This is a genomic window from Neobacillus driksii, from assembly GCF_013409995.1.
Taxonomy (GTDB): Bacteria; Bacillota; Bacilli; order Bacillales; family Cytobacillaceae; genus Neobacillus; species Neobacillus driksii.
In genome coordinates, this window is the sequence record NZ_JACCBX010000001.1 from 260,047 (window position 1) to 277,704 (window position 17,658).

The 17,658-nt window shown below is 38.6% G+C and carries 12 protein-coding genes; 9 read left to right on the forward strand and 3 right to left on the reverse strand.

Annotated features, from left to right (window positions below; genetic code table 11):
- Positions 1-6 precede the first annotated feature (6 nt).
- The 4 genes from F4694_RS01145 to F4694_RS01160 all read left to right on the forward strand — a co-directional run bounded on the left by F4694_RS01145 (position 7) and on the right by F4694_RS01160 (position 5,335).
- Positions 7-858 (forward strand): sugar phosphate isomerase/epimerase family protein, encoded by an 852-nt coding sequence (locus F4694_RS01145; protein WP_179595064.1) that lies wholly within the window; start codon positions 7-9, stop codon positions 856-858.
- Between the two features lie 117 nt (positions 859-975).
- Positions 976-1,746: an endonuclease/exonuclease/phosphatase family protein gene (locus F4694_RS01150; RefSeq protein ID WP_179595065.1), complete on the forward strand. Its 771-nt coding sequence runs from the start codon at positions 976-978 to the stop codon at positions 1,744-1,746.
- A gap of 163 nt (positions 1,747-1,909) precedes the next feature.
- Positions 1,910-3,568, forward strand: coding sequence for a DUF4091 domain-containing protein (locus tag F4694_RS01155; protein WP_179595066.1), 1,659 nt, complete (start codon positions 1,910-1,912; stop codon positions 3,566-3,568).
- Between the two features lie 21 nt (positions 3,569-3,589).
- Entirely contained in the window at positions 3,590-5,335 is a 1,746-nt protein-coding gene (locus tag F4694_RS01160) for a glycoside hydrolase family 35 protein (RefSeq protein WP_179595067.1), read from the forward strand.
- Positions 5,336-5,489: 154 nt separating this feature from the next.
- Here F4694_RS01160 and F4694_RS01165 read toward each other — a convergent pair whose 3' ends face one another.
- The 3 genes from F4694_RS01165 to F4694_RS01175 form a co-directional block, all read right to left on the reverse strand.
- The gene (locus tag F4694_RS01165; RefSeq protein WP_179595068.1) at positions 5,490-8,165 is read right to left on the reverse strand and encodes an endo-beta-N-acetylglucosaminidase; all 2,676 of its coding nucleotides are present in this window, start codon (positions 8,163-8,165) and stop codon (positions 5,490-5,492) included.
- 483 nt (positions 8,166-8,648) lie between these two features.
- Positions 8,649-9,302, reverse strand: a complete 654-nt coding sequence (locus F4694_RS01170; protein ID WP_179595069.1) for a CoA transferase subunit B — start codon at positions 9,300-9,302, stop codon at positions 8,649-8,651.
- Between the two features lie 25 nt (positions 9,303-9,327).
- On the reverse strand, positions 9,328-10,029 hold the full coding sequence (locus tag F4694_RS01175) for a CoA transferase subunit A (protein WP_179595070.1): 702 nt from the start codon (positions 10,027-10,029) through the stop codon (positions 9,328-9,330).
- A gap of 124 nt (positions 10,030-10,153) precedes the next feature.
- Here F4694_RS01175 and F4694_RS01180 point away from each other — a divergent pair, with 124 nt between their 5' ends.
- The 5 genes from F4694_RS01180 (at position 10,154) to F4694_RS01200 (ending at position 17,636) form a co-directional block, all read left to right on the forward strand.
- Entirely contained in the window at positions 10,154-11,020 is an 867-nt protein-coding gene (locus F4694_RS01180) for a LysR family transcriptional regulator (protein WP_179595071.1), read from the forward strand.
- 420 nt (positions 11,021-11,440) lie between these two features.
- Positions 11,441-12,679, forward strand: a complete 1,239-nt coding sequence (locus F4694_RS01185) for an ABC transporter substrate-binding protein (protein WP_179595072.1) — start codon at positions 11,441-11,443, stop codon at positions 12,677-12,679.
- Between the two features lie 119 nt (positions 12,680-12,798).
- The gene (locus F4694_RS01190; protein ID WP_179595073.1) at positions 12,799-13,737 is read left to right on the forward strand and encodes a carbohydrate ABC transporter permease; all 939 of its coding nucleotides are present in this window, start codon (positions 12,799-12,801) and stop codon (positions 13,735-13,737) included.
- Entirely contained in the window at positions 13,734-14,555 is an 822-nt protein-coding gene (locus tag F4694_RS01195) for a carbohydrate ABC transporter permease (RefSeq protein ID WP_179595074.1), read from the forward strand. Before F4694_RS01190 ends, F4694_RS01195 begins: the two co-directional genes overlap by 4 nt.
- Positions 14,556-14,576: 21 nt before the next feature.
- Positions 14,577-17,636 carry a glycoside hydrolase family 2 TIM barrel-domain containing protein gene (locus F4694_RS01200; RefSeq protein ID WP_179595075.1) on the forward strand — a complete coding sequence of 1,020 codons (3,060 nt, stop codon included), beginning with the start codon at positions 14,577-14,579 and terminating at the stop codon, positions 17,634-17,636.
- Positions 17,637-17,658 lie beyond the last annotated feature (22 nt).

The following is a 17,658-nucleotide window of genomic DNA, read 5'->3' on the forward strand; positions in this document are numbered from 1 at the left end:
CAATAAATGAAACTTGGGTTTAGTTCGTACAGCTTGCAAGGGGCAATCAATTCGAAAAAAATGACCATTTTTGATGTTATTCAATGGGCTGCCGACCAGGGCGGGGAGCATGTTGAAATTGTTCCGATTGGGTTTAATCTTGTCGAGGATGTATCGCTCGCCGATGCTATTCGGCAAAAAGCAGAGGAAGCGGGTATCGCGATTTCCAATTACGCGATTGGTGCAAATTTTTTAACGGATTATGAAAATGAAATTGAGCGAGTAAAAATGGAAGTTGAAATCGCTCATCGTCTCGGTGTAAAGCTAATGAGGCATGATGTTGCCTGGAAGTCGCAAGATGAAATATCTATCCGGGATTTTGAACAGGATCTGCCGAGAATGGCTGAAGCCTGCCGTACAATTGCTGATTATGCTGCCCAGTTTGATATTGTTACAAGTGTTGAGAATCATGGCTACTATGTGCAGGCCAGCGACCGGGTTCAGCGCTTGATTCACAAAGTTGATAAGGAAAATTTTAAAACTACCTTAGATGCAGGAAATTTCCTTTGTGTGGATGAGGATCCAGTTTCAGCTGTAAAGAAAAATATTTCGTATGCCTCAATGGTGCATGTGAAAGATTTTTACCGCAGAACGTCATCTCTCGGTCTTGGAGAAGGCTGGTTTCCATCAAGCTCCGGAAATTATTTAAGAGGTGCCATAACCGGGCATGGGGATATCAATTTACCTGAGGTCTTAAAGGTTATTAAACATTCAGGTTATGATGGTTATATTTCCATCGAGTTCGAAGGAATGGAAGATTGTGAGAAGGCAGCAAAAATAAGTTTCGATAATGTCCGACGAATTTGGGATGCCGTTTGAGTATATTAGGGACTAGTACCAAAATAGATATGAATCTTTTCTGAAATATACCATTATCGACGTAAGACAATATTATTTTTGATGAGAAGCCTAATTTCCAATAAGGAAGAGAGAATAGTGAAAAAGAGATACATTAGGGGTAAAGTAACTAATATTAAAGTTATGACTTTTAATATTCATCATGCAGTAACAGATGCCATTTTGGTTTTGAATAGAATTTCAGTAATAATTAACACGTCGGGTGCCGATATCATTGGTTTACAAGAGGTAGATAATCATTTTTCCGAGCGTAGTAGCTTCGTAGATCAAGCGAAATGGTTATCAAAATACTTAGGAATGCATTATGCATATGGTGCAAATCTTGACTATGATCCTTTACAAGAAGGGGAGTTGCGTCGTCAATACGGAACCGCCGTTTTAAGCAAGTACCCAATCCTTTCTGCTAAAAATCATTTACTCACAAATATTACATATCCAGGGAACCCCACAGAGCAGCGTGGCCTTTTGGAAACGGTGATTAATGTGAAAGGAAATTATGTTCATTTTTACAACACACATCTTGACGATCAAAGAGCAGAACAGAGGGATCTACAGATCAAAGAGATACATGATATTGCAAACCAAAAAGAAGGAACTAGTATCATTGTAGGAGACTTCAATGCAACGCCTGAAAGTGCAGAGATACTAAAGATGACTGCACAATATAAAGATGTATTTGCCGAAATGGGTAAAAATAATGATTTTACCTTTCCAGCTAATAGACCAGATAGTCGTATTGATTATATTTTTACTTCTGAAGATGTTGAAATTCGTACTGGGGAAGTTATTAACACTAATGTTTCTGATCATTTGCCAATTACTGCAGAGTTAGTACTGAAAAAAACGTAATATAATCCGGCAGCCAGATTATGAAGATTCCGCCCAAACAATTATAGCTTGTTATGATGCTTTTCTAACAGAAGCCCTGATTTACAAGTCAGGGCTTTCCGATTCATGCATAAGCAAAAATTATAGTTATTGTTTTGTAGTAGAGAGAGTGGGGGTATGATTAATGGAACTAAAATTTATAACCAGATGTATAAGTTCTTTAACCAAGGTCTTTGCAAATCAGGAATTAAAAGACAGGGCGGTTAAAAAGAGTTCAGCACTTTTGGATGAAACGTACTCTTTCCAGATCGCCTATAAATCTACTATGTTAGTGAAGGATATTAGGGTGGTAGTGCGCTCCGACTTGATAGAGAAGATATCTATCCGTTCAGTAGGGCTGGTTCCATCGGAATTACCTTGTTATCATGACCATGATGAAATCATCCTTACATCCTTACCTGGATTATACCCGGATCCGCTATATCCAATCATGGCCGAAAATGGTTTAACTGCCTTTCCAGGTCAGTGGCGCGCTATATGGATTACAGTTGATCTTCAAGGCGACATTAATCCCGGCAGACACCCCATTGAAGTGAATTTTGAAAAAGCCAATGGCGAATGTCTAGGGAACGAAGTTTTTGAATTAGAGGTAATTGGGTCGGAACTTCCTAAACAAACATTAATTCATACAGAATGGTTTCATACTGATTGTTTGGCAACACATTATAAAGTAGAAATCTTCAGTAAAGAGCATTGGAGACGAATTGAGCAATTTGTTCAAACAGCTGCAAAACATGGAATGAATATGATATTAACACCTTTATTTACACCACCTTTAGATACTGAGGCCGGTGGAGAACGTCCGACTGTGCAGCTTGTTGATGTAGAAAAGGCAGGTAAAAATTATTATTTCCGATATGAAAAGTTAAAAAAATGGTTTGATTTATGTAGAAATAGAGGAATCAAGTATTTTGAGTTTTCCCATTTTTTTACCCAGTGGGGAGCAAAGCATGCACCAAAAATAATGGGCTATGAAAATGAAGAGCCTAAACAATTTTTCGGTTGGAATACGGATGCTGCCGGCCTGGAGTATCGTGATTTTCTTCATCAATTTTTTCCTAGTTTAATTGATTTCATTAAACAGAACGGATTAGAAAATCATGTATTTTTCCATGTGTCAGATGAGCCTCATTTTGATCATATTGAATCGTACCAAAATGCCAGTGATATCCTCCAAATCTACCTAAAAGATTTTCCGGTGATTGACGCACTTTCAGACTATGCTTTTTATGAGAAAGGACTTGTCAAAACTCCGATCCCATCTAATGATCATATCGATGCCTTTTTGGAAAATGGTGTAGAAAATCTTTGGACGTATTATTGCTGTGCCCAATATAAAAAGGTTTCAAATCGTTTTTTCAATATGCCGTCATTTCGAAACCGGGTTCTCGGGATGCAATTGTATAAATTCAACGTTTCTGGCTTTCTTCATTGGGGATACAATTTTTGGTATTCACAATACTCAAAAAAGCCGATTGATCCATTTAAAATTACCGATGCCAATTATTCATTCCCTTCAGGAGATGCTTTCCTCGTTTATCCCGGTGAGGATGGTCCAATCGAATCCATAAGGCTTGAGGTTTTAAATGAAGCCCTCCAAGATTTAAGAGCGCTGCAATTGCTGGAAAGCTTGGTTGGTAGAGAACAAGTTTTAGCGCTTTTAGAAGAAGGATTGGATCAGGAACTCACCTTTGATCAATACCCTAGAAATTATGAGTGGTACCTGTTGAAAAGGGAACAGATTAATAACAAGATAAAGGAAAAAAACTTTAATCTGACTTAGGCTCAAGGAAGAAGGGGAAGTATGTCTGTATTAACATTTAATCAAAGATCATTCTTATTAGACGGCAAGGAAATCCAGTTATTAAGCGGGGCGATACATTATTTTAGGACCGTGCCAGAGTATTGGGAAAATCGTTTAATTAAATTAAAAGAATGTGGGTTTAATACGGTAGAAACCTATGTGGCATGGAATTTACATGAACCTGAGGAAGGAAAGTTTGTTTTTGAAGGCATTGCTGACATTGAGCATTTCATCAAAACGGCGGAAAAAGTTGGTCTTCATGTTATTGTCCGGCCTGGCCCTTATATTTGTGCTGAGTGGGAGTTTGGTGGTTTTCCTTATTGGTTATTAACCGTGCCAAATCTTCACTTACGCTGCTACAATCAACCGTATTTAGAAAAAGTAGATGCGTTTTTCGATGTTTTATTTGAACGATTACAGCCATTGCTGTGTTCCAATGGGGGTCCGATCATTGCAATCCAGGTTGAGAATGAATACGGCAGTTATGGAAATGACCAAAAGTATTTGCACTATATGCGGGACAGTGTCCAAAAACGAATCGGACAGGAGCTTCTATTTACTTCCGATGGTCCAGCGGCAAGTTTGCTGAATAGCGGGATGATTGAAGGCGTTCTGGGAACCGTCAATTTTGGTTCTCGTGCAGAAGGTGCTTTCGAACAATTAAAGCAGTTCCAGACTAATGCACCGCTAATGTGTATGGAATTTTGGCACGGATGGTTCGATCATTGGGGCGAAGAGCACCACACTCAATCCTCTGAAAGTGTCATAGAAACATTGGAGAGCATTTTGCAGCAAAATGGTTCCGTCAATTTTTATATGGGCCACGGGGGGACCAATTTTGGTTTCTATAATGGTGCCAATCATAACGAAGAACATTATCAGCCTACGATTACCAGCTACGATTATGATGGCTTGTTGACAGAATCTGGTGATGTGACGGAAAAATTCTTTGCGGTGAGAAAGACATTTGAAAAATATGTTGATTTGCCTGAAATGAAATTACCTCCAGTGACGCAAAAAAAACGATACGGTGAGGTTTATTTGAAGGAACATGCTGCGTTACTAGATTCATTGAATCAACTTTCAAATCCAGTGCAGTGCCAAACCCCTTTAACGATGGAAGAGGCGGGGCAGGCTTATGGGTTTATCGTCTATGAAACGGTAATCAAAGGAGCATACGGTCAGCAGACGATCACGGTTCAAGATATTCATGACCGCGGGCAAATTTATTTGAATGGTGAATACGCTGGTCTAGTCGAGCGAATTGGCAACCGGGCAAGTATTGAGGTTGATATCACCGAGGAAGAAACAAAATTACAAATTGTAGTTGAAAATATGGGACGCGTAAACTATGGGCCATTCCTTAAGGATTTTAAAGGGATTACCGAAGGTGTTCGAGCAGGAAACCAATTCTTATTTGGCTGGACCGTGTATCCTTTACCGTTAAAGGATTTGAGTTCCTTAAAGTTCAACAGTAATGACGCTAAAGAAAATCATCCTTATCTTCACCGTGGGACCTTGAATATTGAGGAAGTAGCAGATACGTTCATCGATATGTCCGAGTGGACGAAAGGAGTTGTCTTTGTGAATGGACATAATCTTGGTCGATACTGGGAAATCGGACCACAGCAAACGCTCTATGTCCCAGCTCCATTTTTGCATAAGGGAGAAAACAAAATTGTAGTTTTGGAATTACATAACCATAAAGGAAGTATAAGGTTTGTTGATCAGCCTGTATTAGGGTAATTCCTTTACACTATCGGGGAAATCCACGATGGAGCTGGGTTTCTATGATATGGAGGATGAAGTTTCTACAGCCTAATTAATAACAATAAAATTTAACATAGCTTCCTTTAAAGTAAAAGCAGGGTGCTCAATTCGAACACCCTGCTTCCATAACTTACTGATTTGGATATCCATAAACTTCAAATTCAAAAATTCTTGCGGCCTGGTCGCTGCCTTGAGTCGGCTTATCAATCCATAAGCGGACAAATCGGGCATTAGTTAAAGATATACTATGCTCGGAAACACCCTCAGTATTATCCGTTATCCGAACCGCTTCTGTCCAGTTGTCTCCATCCAAACTCACTTCGATTCTAAAGCCCTGCGTATTAAAGGCTTGCGGTTCACCTCCTGCTTGGGCATGACGAACCATAAACTTAGAAATGGCGTATCGATCACCGAGGTCAAGATTTAACCAATGAGGAGCCTGTCCTAATGCACACCACTTACTGTTATCTGTTACCTTTCCATCAACAGCAAAGCTTGGTCCTTCAGAAGGAGCGCATTGTCCGCTCGCGATAGCTGTCTTATTCAACGCAACATTTTTTATCTCTTTAGCGGATTCGGAAATAGTAATATATGCTTCTCTTGTAAGGATACTTTCACCTTCACTATTTTTCGCAATCAAGGTTACGGAATAAACACCTTCCTCTGCATAGGTGACAACCGGATTTTCATCACTGCTAACCGCTGGAGTTCCACCCTCAATATGCCATTCGACTTCTTCGGTTACCTCTGAGGAGGCATTAGAAAACTGCACTGGTTCCCCTGGAGCCGCGATCGTTTTATCAGCACGGAAATCTGCTTCCGGCTTTGGATATGGCGGCCATTCAAATGTCACCTCAACAGGTTCGCTGCGAGTATACTCCTTGTTTACAGTGACAATTTCTAATACGGTTTGGCTTTCTTTTTCAAATCGTTTCATAGCAGATAAGAAATAAACATGATTTGGTGTAGCACCAACAAGCTCTTTTTCATTGTTCGGTAATCGGCGATAAATCTCATAATGGCTTACATCATCCGATTCAGAAGGATCCCAGGCAAGAGAGACATCGGCATAAATCCCTTTATCAAAGGTAATGTTTCTTACCTTTCCTTGCTGCGGGGAATTTCCATTCTGTTTCGCTTTTTTGTTGGAAACCTTGATTTCTCCAATATTCATTTCATAATCTTTCAATTCCGTGTCGCTTTCAGCCAACAGTGAAATCGCTGCAATTTTTTTACCACTGTATTTTTTCAGTTTAAAGGTTTCTGTCATCCATTGATTTTTACTATGTTTTTTTACGTCAAAAAAGATAAATTGATCTGGATTATCAATAAAGCTGATTCCCAGCTTCAGGTGCGGATTTTTCGCCGCTGTTTTGTATGTCATCGAGATTTCAGTATCTTTTTGGATTGGAAGATTGGTTTTATAAAGCTTAAGATGAGTAGGATTGCTTGGATCAATGGCGCCCGAAAGCTTTAAAGAGCTTCCTCCGTAGTAGGCCGTATCCCAATCAAACTCAACATTAACATTTTGTCCGCCTTCCTTAAGCCAGCGCCAGGTTGGAAGGATATCCTGAAGACTGCGGTTATTCCAAGATTGATTATTTACGATTTTTCCATCAACGGAGAAAAACTTGCCGCTTCCTGTATTAAAATGAGTAACAAACGGTAATTCGTTAATCGCTGTTTTTGCATTAAAATAATGGGCCATTCCTTTCCAAGCACCATTATCCATTGTATTGGATGGATTTCTGGAATTACCAATCCAAAATTCATTTTCCTTCTGATAAAACTCTTCCATTGTCGCCGCTGTTTTAAAGGCCCAGTCAGGTCGGTAAATACCTAAAGAAGTAAAAGGTGCTTTGCCCTCAGGGAATATGCCCTGCCAAGGAATGGACGTGCTTGTTCCTCTTGCTTCGACATCAATGCCTGTATGTAGATCATAGGGATTTCTTCCAAGGCCATGAGCTTTATTAAAGGAAGACTCTTGGTCACGCCACCAGAAGTTTAAAAACATGCTATCAGAAACACGAGCTTCTCCGTCCTGCAAAAAGCTGTCGTTTTTATCCGTTAAATGATTTTGCCAGCTGATCTTCCCATCCTCCGTCATCGAATCATACCACATGATCTGCATACCTTTCGGCTTCTGCTGCTGCAGATAGATGAGGAAATCTTTCATTTTTTTGGCTGATTCTGGGTCTCCGCCTTCGGTTTCTTGGTTAATAAACCAGCCGTCAAAACCATAGTAGCTGGCCACTTCAAGCAGCTTGTCGGCTGCAGGGAAGGAGCCATCCTCTCTTTGGCTCAGCATCTGGTCGACCCACTCATACTTTCCGCCGTATACCGTTGGAGGAAAGAACACATTTCCTAAAATCGGAACTCCATTTTTGTGAGAAGCGTCAATCACATCTGCACTTGGAGGGACGATTATGCCTTCACCGGACGAGCCCGCCCAATACACCATTAAATCGACATATTGCCAATAACTGAACGTATTCGCAAAGAACTCTTTCCCGCCTTGAGAAGGTACACCGCTTGTGTTTGAGTTGAGCGCAGACAATGCCACTAGTTTTGCTTCAGATTGGGCATGGTCATTCACTCCATATAACACTTCTCGTTTTGCTAATGGAATTTTACTGCGGTTAAATTGAGCGTTTGGGTCAGTCTCTGGCGACCATTTCATTAATTGATCGGGAAACCAATAGGATGATTCTGGTTGTTTTGCATAGCTTGTATTCGGCAATAACAGCAGTAAACATAAGCCGAAAAAGACAGCCACCCACGAATGTCCCTGTTTAAAACGATTCATTTTTCCAACTCTCCCTTTTTCAATTTTATATGAAGCTTGGATCAAGCAGGCTTCCCTTATCCTGTTTTATAAAGATGAAAGCACTTTCAAAAATGGGTATATATATAAACACTGGTCTTCTCCTACAATATTAGGAGCGATTAGTCTCGTCAATGAACCACAAAAATGTGATATGGTTTTTCCATAATTTCTAAAATTTGTCCATAAAACCTCCTCAAGTATATTGATATATTTGTATTTTAATAATTCAGTATTTTTATGAAATAATACGAGTGAGTTTGTTTATCGGAGCGTTAAAAGAAAAGTTGGGGAATGGAAGAATTAATTCGTTAGACATCTAGTATTCTAATTACAGTCGCAGGATTTTTAAAAGAAAAAGGAAGGGAGGCCCCTTCCTTTTTCTTACTGAACATCTTGGTTTTTTTAACTTTTATGTGATAAATTGGCTGGGGTTTTCCCCTTCGGTGATTCAATCTTTAAAATTTATTGCACTTCCAAAAGCAGCGGAGACAAGGTGAAGGTGGCCTCCGTTTTTTGTTTTACTTCTTCGACTGTTACGCCGCTAGCTGTTTCAATCAGCACCATACCATCTGGTGTAAAATCAAAGACGGCAAGATCGGTAATGAGTCGGTGTACCACTTGTTTACCTGTCAGTGGAAGAGAGCATTCTTTCTTAATTTTGGACTCACCGTGTTTGTTGACGTGTTCCATAATAACGACAACCCGTTTGGCTCCATTCACAAGGTCCATAGCGCCGCCCATTCCTTTGACCATCTTTCCTGGAATCATCCAATTTGCAAGATCACCATTTTCGGACACTTCCATGCCGCCAAGGATCGCCAAATCAATATGACCGCCGCGAATCATCGCAAAGGATTCAGCACTATCAAAAAAAGAGGAGCCGGGAACAGTTGTAATCGTTTCTTTTCCTGCGTTAATCAAATCAGGATCTTCCTGACCATCTATCGGGTAAGGACCAATACCAAGCAGTCCGTTTTCCGACTGTAATAATACGTTGAAATCCTGAGGAATCTCATTTGCAACAAGTGTCGGCATTCCGATTCCAAGGTTAACATTCATTCCATCTTTTATTTCCTGCACCGCTCTCTTCACAATCGTTAAACGAGTGTCTCTCATTTTCATCCGCTCCTTTTTATGTGAGTTATGCGTGAACAACTGTCCGCCGTTCAATTCGTTTTTGATAGTTGGTGCCAACTAAAATACGCTGCACGTAAATGCCGGGTGTATGAATTTCATCTGGATTCAGCTCACCCGCTTCGACGATTTCTTCGACTTCAGCAATCGTAATTTTACCTGCCATCGCAGCGAGTGGATTGAAATTGCGTGATGTTTTACGGTAAACGAGGTTGCCAAGTGTATCCGCTTTCCATGCCTTCACAAGCGCAAAGTCCCCAACAATTCCGCGTTCAAGCAGATAGGTTTTTCCATCAAATTCTTTCACTTCTTTTCCTTCTGCTATTGGGGTACCTATACCAGTTGCAGTATAAAATCCTGGGATTCCTGCACCGCCAGCTCGTATACGCTCTGCAAGGGTGCCTTGTGGTGTCAATTCCACCTCTAGTTCACCACTTAAAAATTGCTGTTCAAAAATTTTGTTTTCTCCTACATACGATGACACCATTTTCTTAATTTGCTTGTTTGCTAGGAGGAGGCCTAAACCCCAGTCATCCACACCACAGTTGTTACTGACTACCGTTAAATCTTTTGTTCCTTGTTCCTTTAAAGCTTGAATCGAATGTTCTGGGATGCCGCATAAACCAAAGCCGCCGACAATTAAAGTGGCACCATCCTGGATATCTGAAACCGCTTCCGAAAATGAGGTAACTAATTTACTAGATTTCATCAATATTCTCCCCTTTTAGTCTGAATATTCTATTACCTACTAGTTTACATGCCGTTTATTTATAAGTAAAATACATAAAAAGAATAAATAATATGAATATCTGGAATAAATGGGGGAGCAACCTGTGGAACTTCGCGATTTAAGGTCTTTTATTGAAGTAGTGATTCATCAAAGTTTTACAAAAGCGGCGGCACATTCCTATCTATCACAGCCTTCTTTCAGTAAGGCAGTAAAAAAGCTAGAAGAAGAATTGAACGTAGAATTGTTCGACCGCTCCACCCGTCATTTACGTTTGACAGATGCCGGACAGATTGTTTATGAGCAAGCACAAAAGGCAGTGGAGTCACTGTCTGAGATCACCAACCTTCTTGACGACTTAAAGAATGTTACATCTGGTGAAATTAGAATAGGGATTCCACCTCTAATTGGCACATTGTTTTTTCCAACTATAGCGATGCGGGTTCAGGAAAAATACCCTAACGTTTCTCTGCATTTAGTGGAAAGAGGTGCAAAACTTATCGGTCAGCTTGTTGAAAACGGACAGGTCGACCTCGGCATAATCGTACTGCCAGCTGACACATCAAAGTTTAATGTGCAGCCATTCATCACAGATGAATTTGTTCTTTATGTACATAAAAACCACCTGATGGCTAAAAGAAACACCGTTGAAATCACTGAGTTAAAAGAAGAGAAGTTTATTCTTTTTTCAGATGAGTTTACGCTGCATGACTATATTAAAAATGTTTGTATAGAGGCAGGTTTTATTCCGGAGGTCTCTTATCAGAGTTCACAGTGGGACTTAATACTAGAGCTTGTTTCTTCACAGTTTGGCGTAACATTGCTGCCAAAGTCTATTTACAGTAAACAAAATAATCCTAATGTTCATATCGTCCCACTTGCAGAGCCAACCTTGTACTGGAGACTTGGCATTATCACGAAAAAGGATGCATACCACTCGTTTGCCTTGAGAGAGGTTTTAAAGATGTTTTAAAATGGATTGCCCAAACTTGGAGTAAAAGATTTAAAAAAGGTGATTTTCAGTTCTAGACTGAAATCGCCTTTTTTATTTTGTGCTCATTTAGTAAAAATATGGATATGCTTCCCGGGTGGTTTTATGTGTTAGGTAAAACTCTCCTTTATAATATCAATTTTTACTAAAATTGATTGGTAATTTGTTTACTGAGATATATAAGTAAAAATTGAATGATTTTACCCTATGTTCCAAGAAATACTACCAAAAATCCTAGAATTGTTCATATTTTACTGTGATAACAGAGTATAATTCTACCAAACTAAAGAATTTGAAAATTATAAATATATAAAAATATTTTTAGTAAAATATTAAATGAAAGCATTTACTTTTAGTAAAACTGTCATTATAATAATCCTATAAACTACTAGGAGGGATAGAATGAACGTACCAAAGAAAATGAAATTGTTTTTCCTTTTTACTATTGTAGTCACACTGCTGTTATCCGCTTGCAGTTCATCCGATACAAACGGAGAGAAAGCGGAGGATGGGAAAGTCAAGTTAAGGTTTGCAACGTGGGATGTTGGTGACGATGTCGAGCTACAACAAGGATTAATCGATGAATTTAATGCGAAAAATAGCGATATCGAAGTAGTTTTGGAAGCTTACGGCGGCGATTATGACACGAAGATTACTGCAGGAATTGGTGCTAAGGACGCTCCGGATATCATGTATATGTGGAATTATCCGCAATATAAAGATGCTCTGGAGCCGCTCGATTCTTATATCAAGGATAGAGGGGAAGAGTACAAGAGTAACTTCTATGAAGCATTATGGAACTATAACTCCGTTGGAGAGGATATTTACGGTCTTCCAGTAGGTTATACGACTCATGTTGTTTACTATAATAAAGATTTATTTGACGCAGCAGGGCTTGAGTATCCACAAGCTGGTTGGACATGGGAAGATCTACAAGCTGCAGCTAAGAAACTAACGAATAAGGATAAGAAAATTACTGGATTTGCTTTCCCAGGTCAACCTGACCCATATGATTTTGAGATGTATTTATGGGGGAATGGTGCTTCTTATGTAGATAATAAAGGTAAATTAGACGGCAACTTAAATTCAAAGAAATCAATTGAGACGTTTACGATGTTCCAAAATATGTTGGAAGAGGGTACTGCGATTACCACAGAAGGCTGGGGCGATACTGAAATGAAATCAGGCAAAGTAGGTATGTTTATTAACGGTGCCTGGTACCTTTCCGCTTTTACAGAAGCTGGAATCAACTATGGAGTTGTTGAAATCCCTGCGTTTGGTAATAATCCAAGTGCTAGTATCGTAAGTTCTTCTGGTATTGCAATGTCCAAGGATTCTAAACACAAAGAAGCTGCCTTTAAATTTATGGAATTTTGGACAGGCGAACAAGCAAATAAAGCACGACTATCCTTTGAACTTCCAGTATTAAAAAGTGTAGTTGAATCAGAAAAGCTCCAAGAAGATCCCATTAAGAAAGTATTCTACAACATGCTAGAACAAAGTGAAGGATATACACCAACATCGTTTGTAACAGAAGACTGGAGTAAACTATCTGACGAATTAAGTTTAGTGTTTGAACAAATCTTCAATCCAAGTACACGTGTTGATCCTAAAGAAGCTTTAAATAGTGTAGCTAAGTAAGATTGTCTATTGATTTCCAGTGAGAATATATCATGGCAGTATGATATATTCTCATTTTTTTAAATAGGATTTTGCTATCTGTCGGATTCAAAAAGGTCAAACCATTATGAGGGAAATATATGTTTACTAAAAAGAACAAACCAAAAAAATTCACATTAGTCCGTAAAAGAGTGCCATTTTTATTTATTTTACCGTGGATCATCGGTTTTATTGTTTTCACTTTAGGACCTTTGGTTTTTTCATTAATCATGAGTTTGTTTGATTGGCCGATTGCCGGTGAAACAAAGTTTATTGGCTTTGATAACTTTAAAACGATGTTTACGGCTGATCCGCAATTTTATGATTCGCTCGTGATCACCTTGAAATTCGCCTTAATATTTGTGCCATTAAACCTCTTAGTTGCTTTGGTGCTCGCACTCCTTATCACCCAGCCAATTAAAGGAATTAAGATATTTAGGACAATCTTCTATCTCCCGGCCGTTGTATCCGGTGTAGCAGTGTCTATTATATGGGGTTGGATGTTTAACTCTGAGTATGGAGTTTTAAATTATATATTATCTTTGCTTGGGATTGAAGGACCAGACTGGCTTATTGACCCTAAGTGGGCAATCATAACGATTGTAATTGCAAGTGCTTGGGGCGTCGGGACGATGATGTTAATTTTTTATACCGATATTAAAGGAATTCCATATGAAATGTATGAAGCTGCATCCATTGATGGTGCTGGTCCTATCAGACAATTTATTAGTATTACCATTCCAACCATTACACCAACCATTTTATTTAATGTCATCACATCTGTTATCGCCGCATTACAGCAATTAACGTTAGTGTTGTTATTAACAGGTGGCGGACCATTAAAATCGACGTATTTCTATGGACTATTTGTTTATAACAATGCATTTAAACACCATGAACTCGGTTATGCGAGTGCTAATGCTTGGTTTATGTTTATTATCATCTTGCTATTGACGATGTTAATCTTTAAGTCGTCCTCTGCATGGGTATTTTATGAGGCTGAAGTGAAAAAGGAAAGAAAAGGAAGGAAAAGAAAATGAAGATAACCCGAAAACATAAAATCATTGTTTACAGTATTCTTGTCCTCTTTTCGCTCTATTTTCTATTTCCTTTTATATGGGCATTTATCACAGCGATTAAATCAGAAGCAGAAGTATTTAGCTTTCCACCTAAATTCGTGCCTGATGTACCACTTTTAAGCAATTTTATCGATGCTTGGAATAGCCAGCCATTTGGTACGTATTTTAAGAACTCGATGATTGTAACCGTATTGACAACAATCGGTCAGCTTATCTCCTGTTCCTTGGTTGCGTATGGTTTTGCTAGATATGACTTTAAATATAAAAACATTCTCTTCATGTTGCTTCTATCAACGATGATGATTCCATGGGATGTTACGATGATTCCACTTTATATGGAATTTAATATGTTTGGCTGGATCAATACGTTAAAACCATTGATTGTCCCTGCCTTCTTCGGCTCAGCTTATAATATCTTTTTGTTAAGGCAGTTTTTAATGAATATTCCTAAGGATTTAGAAAATGCAGCGAGAATTGATGGAGCGAATGAGTTTCAAATTTTTTATAAAATTTTCCTTCCAATCATGAAGGCACCTTTAACCTTGATTGCTGTACTAAATATTATATTGGTTTGGAATGACTACTTAGGACCACTTATTTATTTAAATGATCAATCTAAATATACGATGGCACTTGGTTTAGCTTCTTTCCAAGGTGTACATGAGCTTCAAATTATACCAATTATGGCGATGACACTCGTTATGATCATTCCGCCAGTCATCGTTTTTGCCTTTGCGCAGAAATACATTGTTGAAGGGATAAGCGGCTCAATCAAGTAATAAAATTCGGAGGAAGAAAACATGCAACGTGAAATGAAAAGATGGGAAAATATCCATCTTACAGCACTACACAGGCTTCCTGCACATACTGATTTTTACAGATACAGTGCGTTTGATGAGGCATTACAATATAAAAAAGAAATGAGTAAGGGATATTTGTCACTTGATGGTGAGTGGAAGTTTCTATTTTTGGAAGCTCCTGAATTTTCCCCAGTCAACTTTGAAACAGAGGAATTCGAAATTGAAGATTTAGATGATATCACTGTGCCATCTTGCTGGCAATTACAGGGTTATGGAAATATGCATTATACAGATGTTTTATACCCTTTTCCGATTAACCCTCCATTTGTACCGCAGGATAATCCAACAGGAATCTATTTTAGAGAAGTTTATCTGGAAGATATAAAGGAAGAAGAAAAAATCATCGTTAAATTTAACGGTGTTGATTCCGCTTTCGATCTCTATGTAAATGGTCATCATGCAGGCTATAGTAAAGGCTCAAGAATGCCATCAGAGTTTGATTTAACGGAGTACGTTCGAAATGGAAAAAATAGATTTACCGTTAGAGTTTACCAGTTTTCGGACGGAACCTATTTAGAAGACCAAGATATGTGGTGGCTTTCAGGGATTTTTAGAAGTGTAGAACTATATAGAGTGAATAAAGATACTCTTGTGGATGTGTTCATTGAAACATTACCGGACGAAGATTTTAAAGATTTTACATTAAAAATAACGGGGAAGTTTTTAACGAGTGAAATTCAAAAAGTTAATGTGAAGATTTTTCAAGCAGGAAATGAAATAGATACTTTCCCTGTAGATGTGGTTCATAGAGAATTTCAAGTGTTAAGAGAAATGGTGAATCCATTATTATGGAATGCGGAGGAGCCAAATCTCTATATGGCTACATTAGAGTATAAATTAGCTGATGGAGAAAAAGAAATTGTTCCGCTGCGATTTGGCGTAAGATCAATTGATATTATTGACAATGAAATGAGAGTAAACGGAAAAAGAATCTTTTTTAATGGTGTGAATCGCCATGATTTTAATCCGAGAATGGGCAGAACCGTAACCTATGAGGATATGCTTCATGATGTACTATTAATGAAACAGCATAATATAAATGCTGTAAGAACGGCCCATTATCCAAATAATGATGTTTTTTATGATCTTTGTGATGAATATGGACTCTATGTTATTGATGAAGCAGATCTTGAGTGCCATGGCTTTGAAAACACAGGGAATTATAATTGGATCAGTGACAATGAATTATGGGAAAAACAGTATGTCGATCGTGCAGTTAGAATGGTGAAAAGAGATCGAAATCATCCAAGTATCATTATTTGGTCTTTAGGCAATGAATCTGGTCAGGGCAGAAACTTCACTGCGATGTATCAAGCGATAAAAGAAATTGATTCTACTAGATTGATACATTATGAGGGAGATCGACATGCTTCCTACAGTGATATGTATACGACGATGTACACGAGACTAAAGGCGCTTGAAGAAATTGGGCAGGATTTTGAAGGGAAAAAGCCGCATATTTTATGTGAATATGGCCATGCGATGGGAAATGGACCTGGCGGGCTGACAGAATATCAAGAAGTGATGAGGAAATATCCTCGTTTACAAGGCGGATTCGTATGGGAATGGTATGACCATGGAATCGAAAGTGTTGATGAAGATGGAAATGTCTATTACCTATATGGAGGGAATTACGGAGATTTCCCTACGAATGGAAACTTCTGTATTGATGGGCTCGTATTCCCAGACCGGACACCATCACCTGGGCTGATTGAGTACAAAAAGGTTATTGAACCGATTGTAACGGAAGCAGTAGACCTTAATCAGCTCAAGATAAGGTTAAAAAACAGATATGATTTTAGAAACCTAGAAGGTATCCAGCTGCACATTAAGGTAGAATCGTTTGATCAATTAATAGAAGAAAAGAATATGACTCTCCCAAATATCCCTGCACAGGATGAGATGGAAATAGTGTTGCCATTGAATCTTCTGGAAGCCTTAAAATATAATGATGTTCGGATAAAATTAAGTTACTCGGAACCAGAGAATACTTTATATGCGAACGCCGGTCATCTGATTACTAGTGAAAGTTTTTTACTAGAAGCAACAAAGGTGAAGAAAATAGTTGTAAGCAAGCATGGGGGTGGACCAATGATTTCCATCAATGAAAGTTTTAGTCAATTGGCGCTAGAGAATGACCATTTTAAAACGGTTTTCTCTAAAGTTTATGGTGTCCTTGTATCCCATAAATTAAATGGGGAAGAAATTATCGAAAAAGGACCGGAACTGACACTTTGGCGAGCGGTTATTGATAATGATATGTATAAAAAGGACGCGTGGATTAATAAATACTTTCTAAAAAATGCAAAGGAGCAATTGGTTTCGTTTAACTATCAAATGAATGAAGACTTTGCTGATATAGAAATCCATAAATATTTATCAAGTGTCAATCAAGCTTGGGGCTTTCATTTGTCTTATCATTATCGGATCAACCAGATGGGTGTGTTAAACCTTCAGTTGAAAGGATCTAAAATCATTAGAGGGAAAGAGATTCCTGAATTACTGCCTAGGATCGGAATTACGATGCATCTTAACAAAGAGTATAATGATGTAACTTGGTATGGGAGAGGCGATTCTGAAAGTTATCAGGATAGTAAAAGAAGCCAAAGTATTGGCCTTTATCATAAAAGTGTAGAAGAAATGCATACCGATTATGTTTATCCGCAGGAAAATGGCTCAAGATGTGATACCTCATTCTTAGCAGTATCAAAGGGGAATCAGTCAATTCTCTTTAATTTTAAAGAAATCAGGGATTTTACCATCCATGATTATGAAACAAGCGCATTGGAGGACGCGATGCACCGGGGGAAAATAAAAAAATCACCATTCAATGAGTTAACGATCGATTATCGACAAAGCGGGCTTGGAAGTAATAGCTGCGGTGAGGAACAGCTTACAGCCTATCGGGTGGGAGTAGAAGACTTTGAAATCGGGCTGGAAATAAGGAGCATTCCTAAAGATGATTTAGTAGAAGAGAGTAAATTTTTCAGAGTTAGATAAATTTTAAAAAGGCAGGGGAAAC

Coding starts and splice junctions, on each gene's coding strand:
- F4694_RS01155 (WP_179595066.1), top strand. CDS start 1,910: ATGGAACTAAAATTTATAACCAGATGTATAAGTTCTTTAACCAAGGTC.
- F4694_RS01190 (WP_179595073.1), top strand. CDS start 12,799: ATGTTTACTAAAAAGAACAAACCAAAAAAATTCACATTAGTCCGTAAA.
- F4694_RS01185 (WP_179595072.1), top strand. CDS start 11,441: ATGAACGTACCAAAGAAAATGAAATTGTTTTTCCTTTTTACTATTGTA.
- F4694_RS01145 (WP_179595064.1), top strand. CDS start 7: ATGAAACTTGGGTTTAGTTCGTACAGCTTGCAAGGGGCAATCAATTCG.
- F4694_RS01175 (WP_179595070.1), bottom strand. CDS start 10,029: ATGAAATCTAGTAAATTAGTTACCTCATTTTCGGAAGCGGTTTCAGAT.
- F4694_RS01160 (WP_179595067.1), top strand. CDS start 3,590: ATGTCTGTATTAACATTTAATCAAAGATCATTCTTATTAGACGGCAAG.
- F4694_RS01170 (WP_179595069.1), bottom strand. CDS start 9,302: ATGAGAGACACTCGTTTAACGATTGTGAAGAGAGCGGTGCAGGAAATA.
- F4694_RS01165 (WP_179595068.1), bottom strand. CDS start 8,165: ATGAATCGTTTTAAACAGGGACATTCGTGGGTGGCTGTCTTTTTCGGC.
- F4694_RS01195 (WP_179595074.1), top strand. CDS start 13,734: ATGAAGATAACCCGAAAACATAAAATCATTGTTTACAGTATTCTTGTC.
- F4694_RS01200 (WP_179595075.1), top strand. CDS start 14,577: ATGCAACGTGAAATGAAAAGATGGGAAAATATCCATCTTACAGCACTA.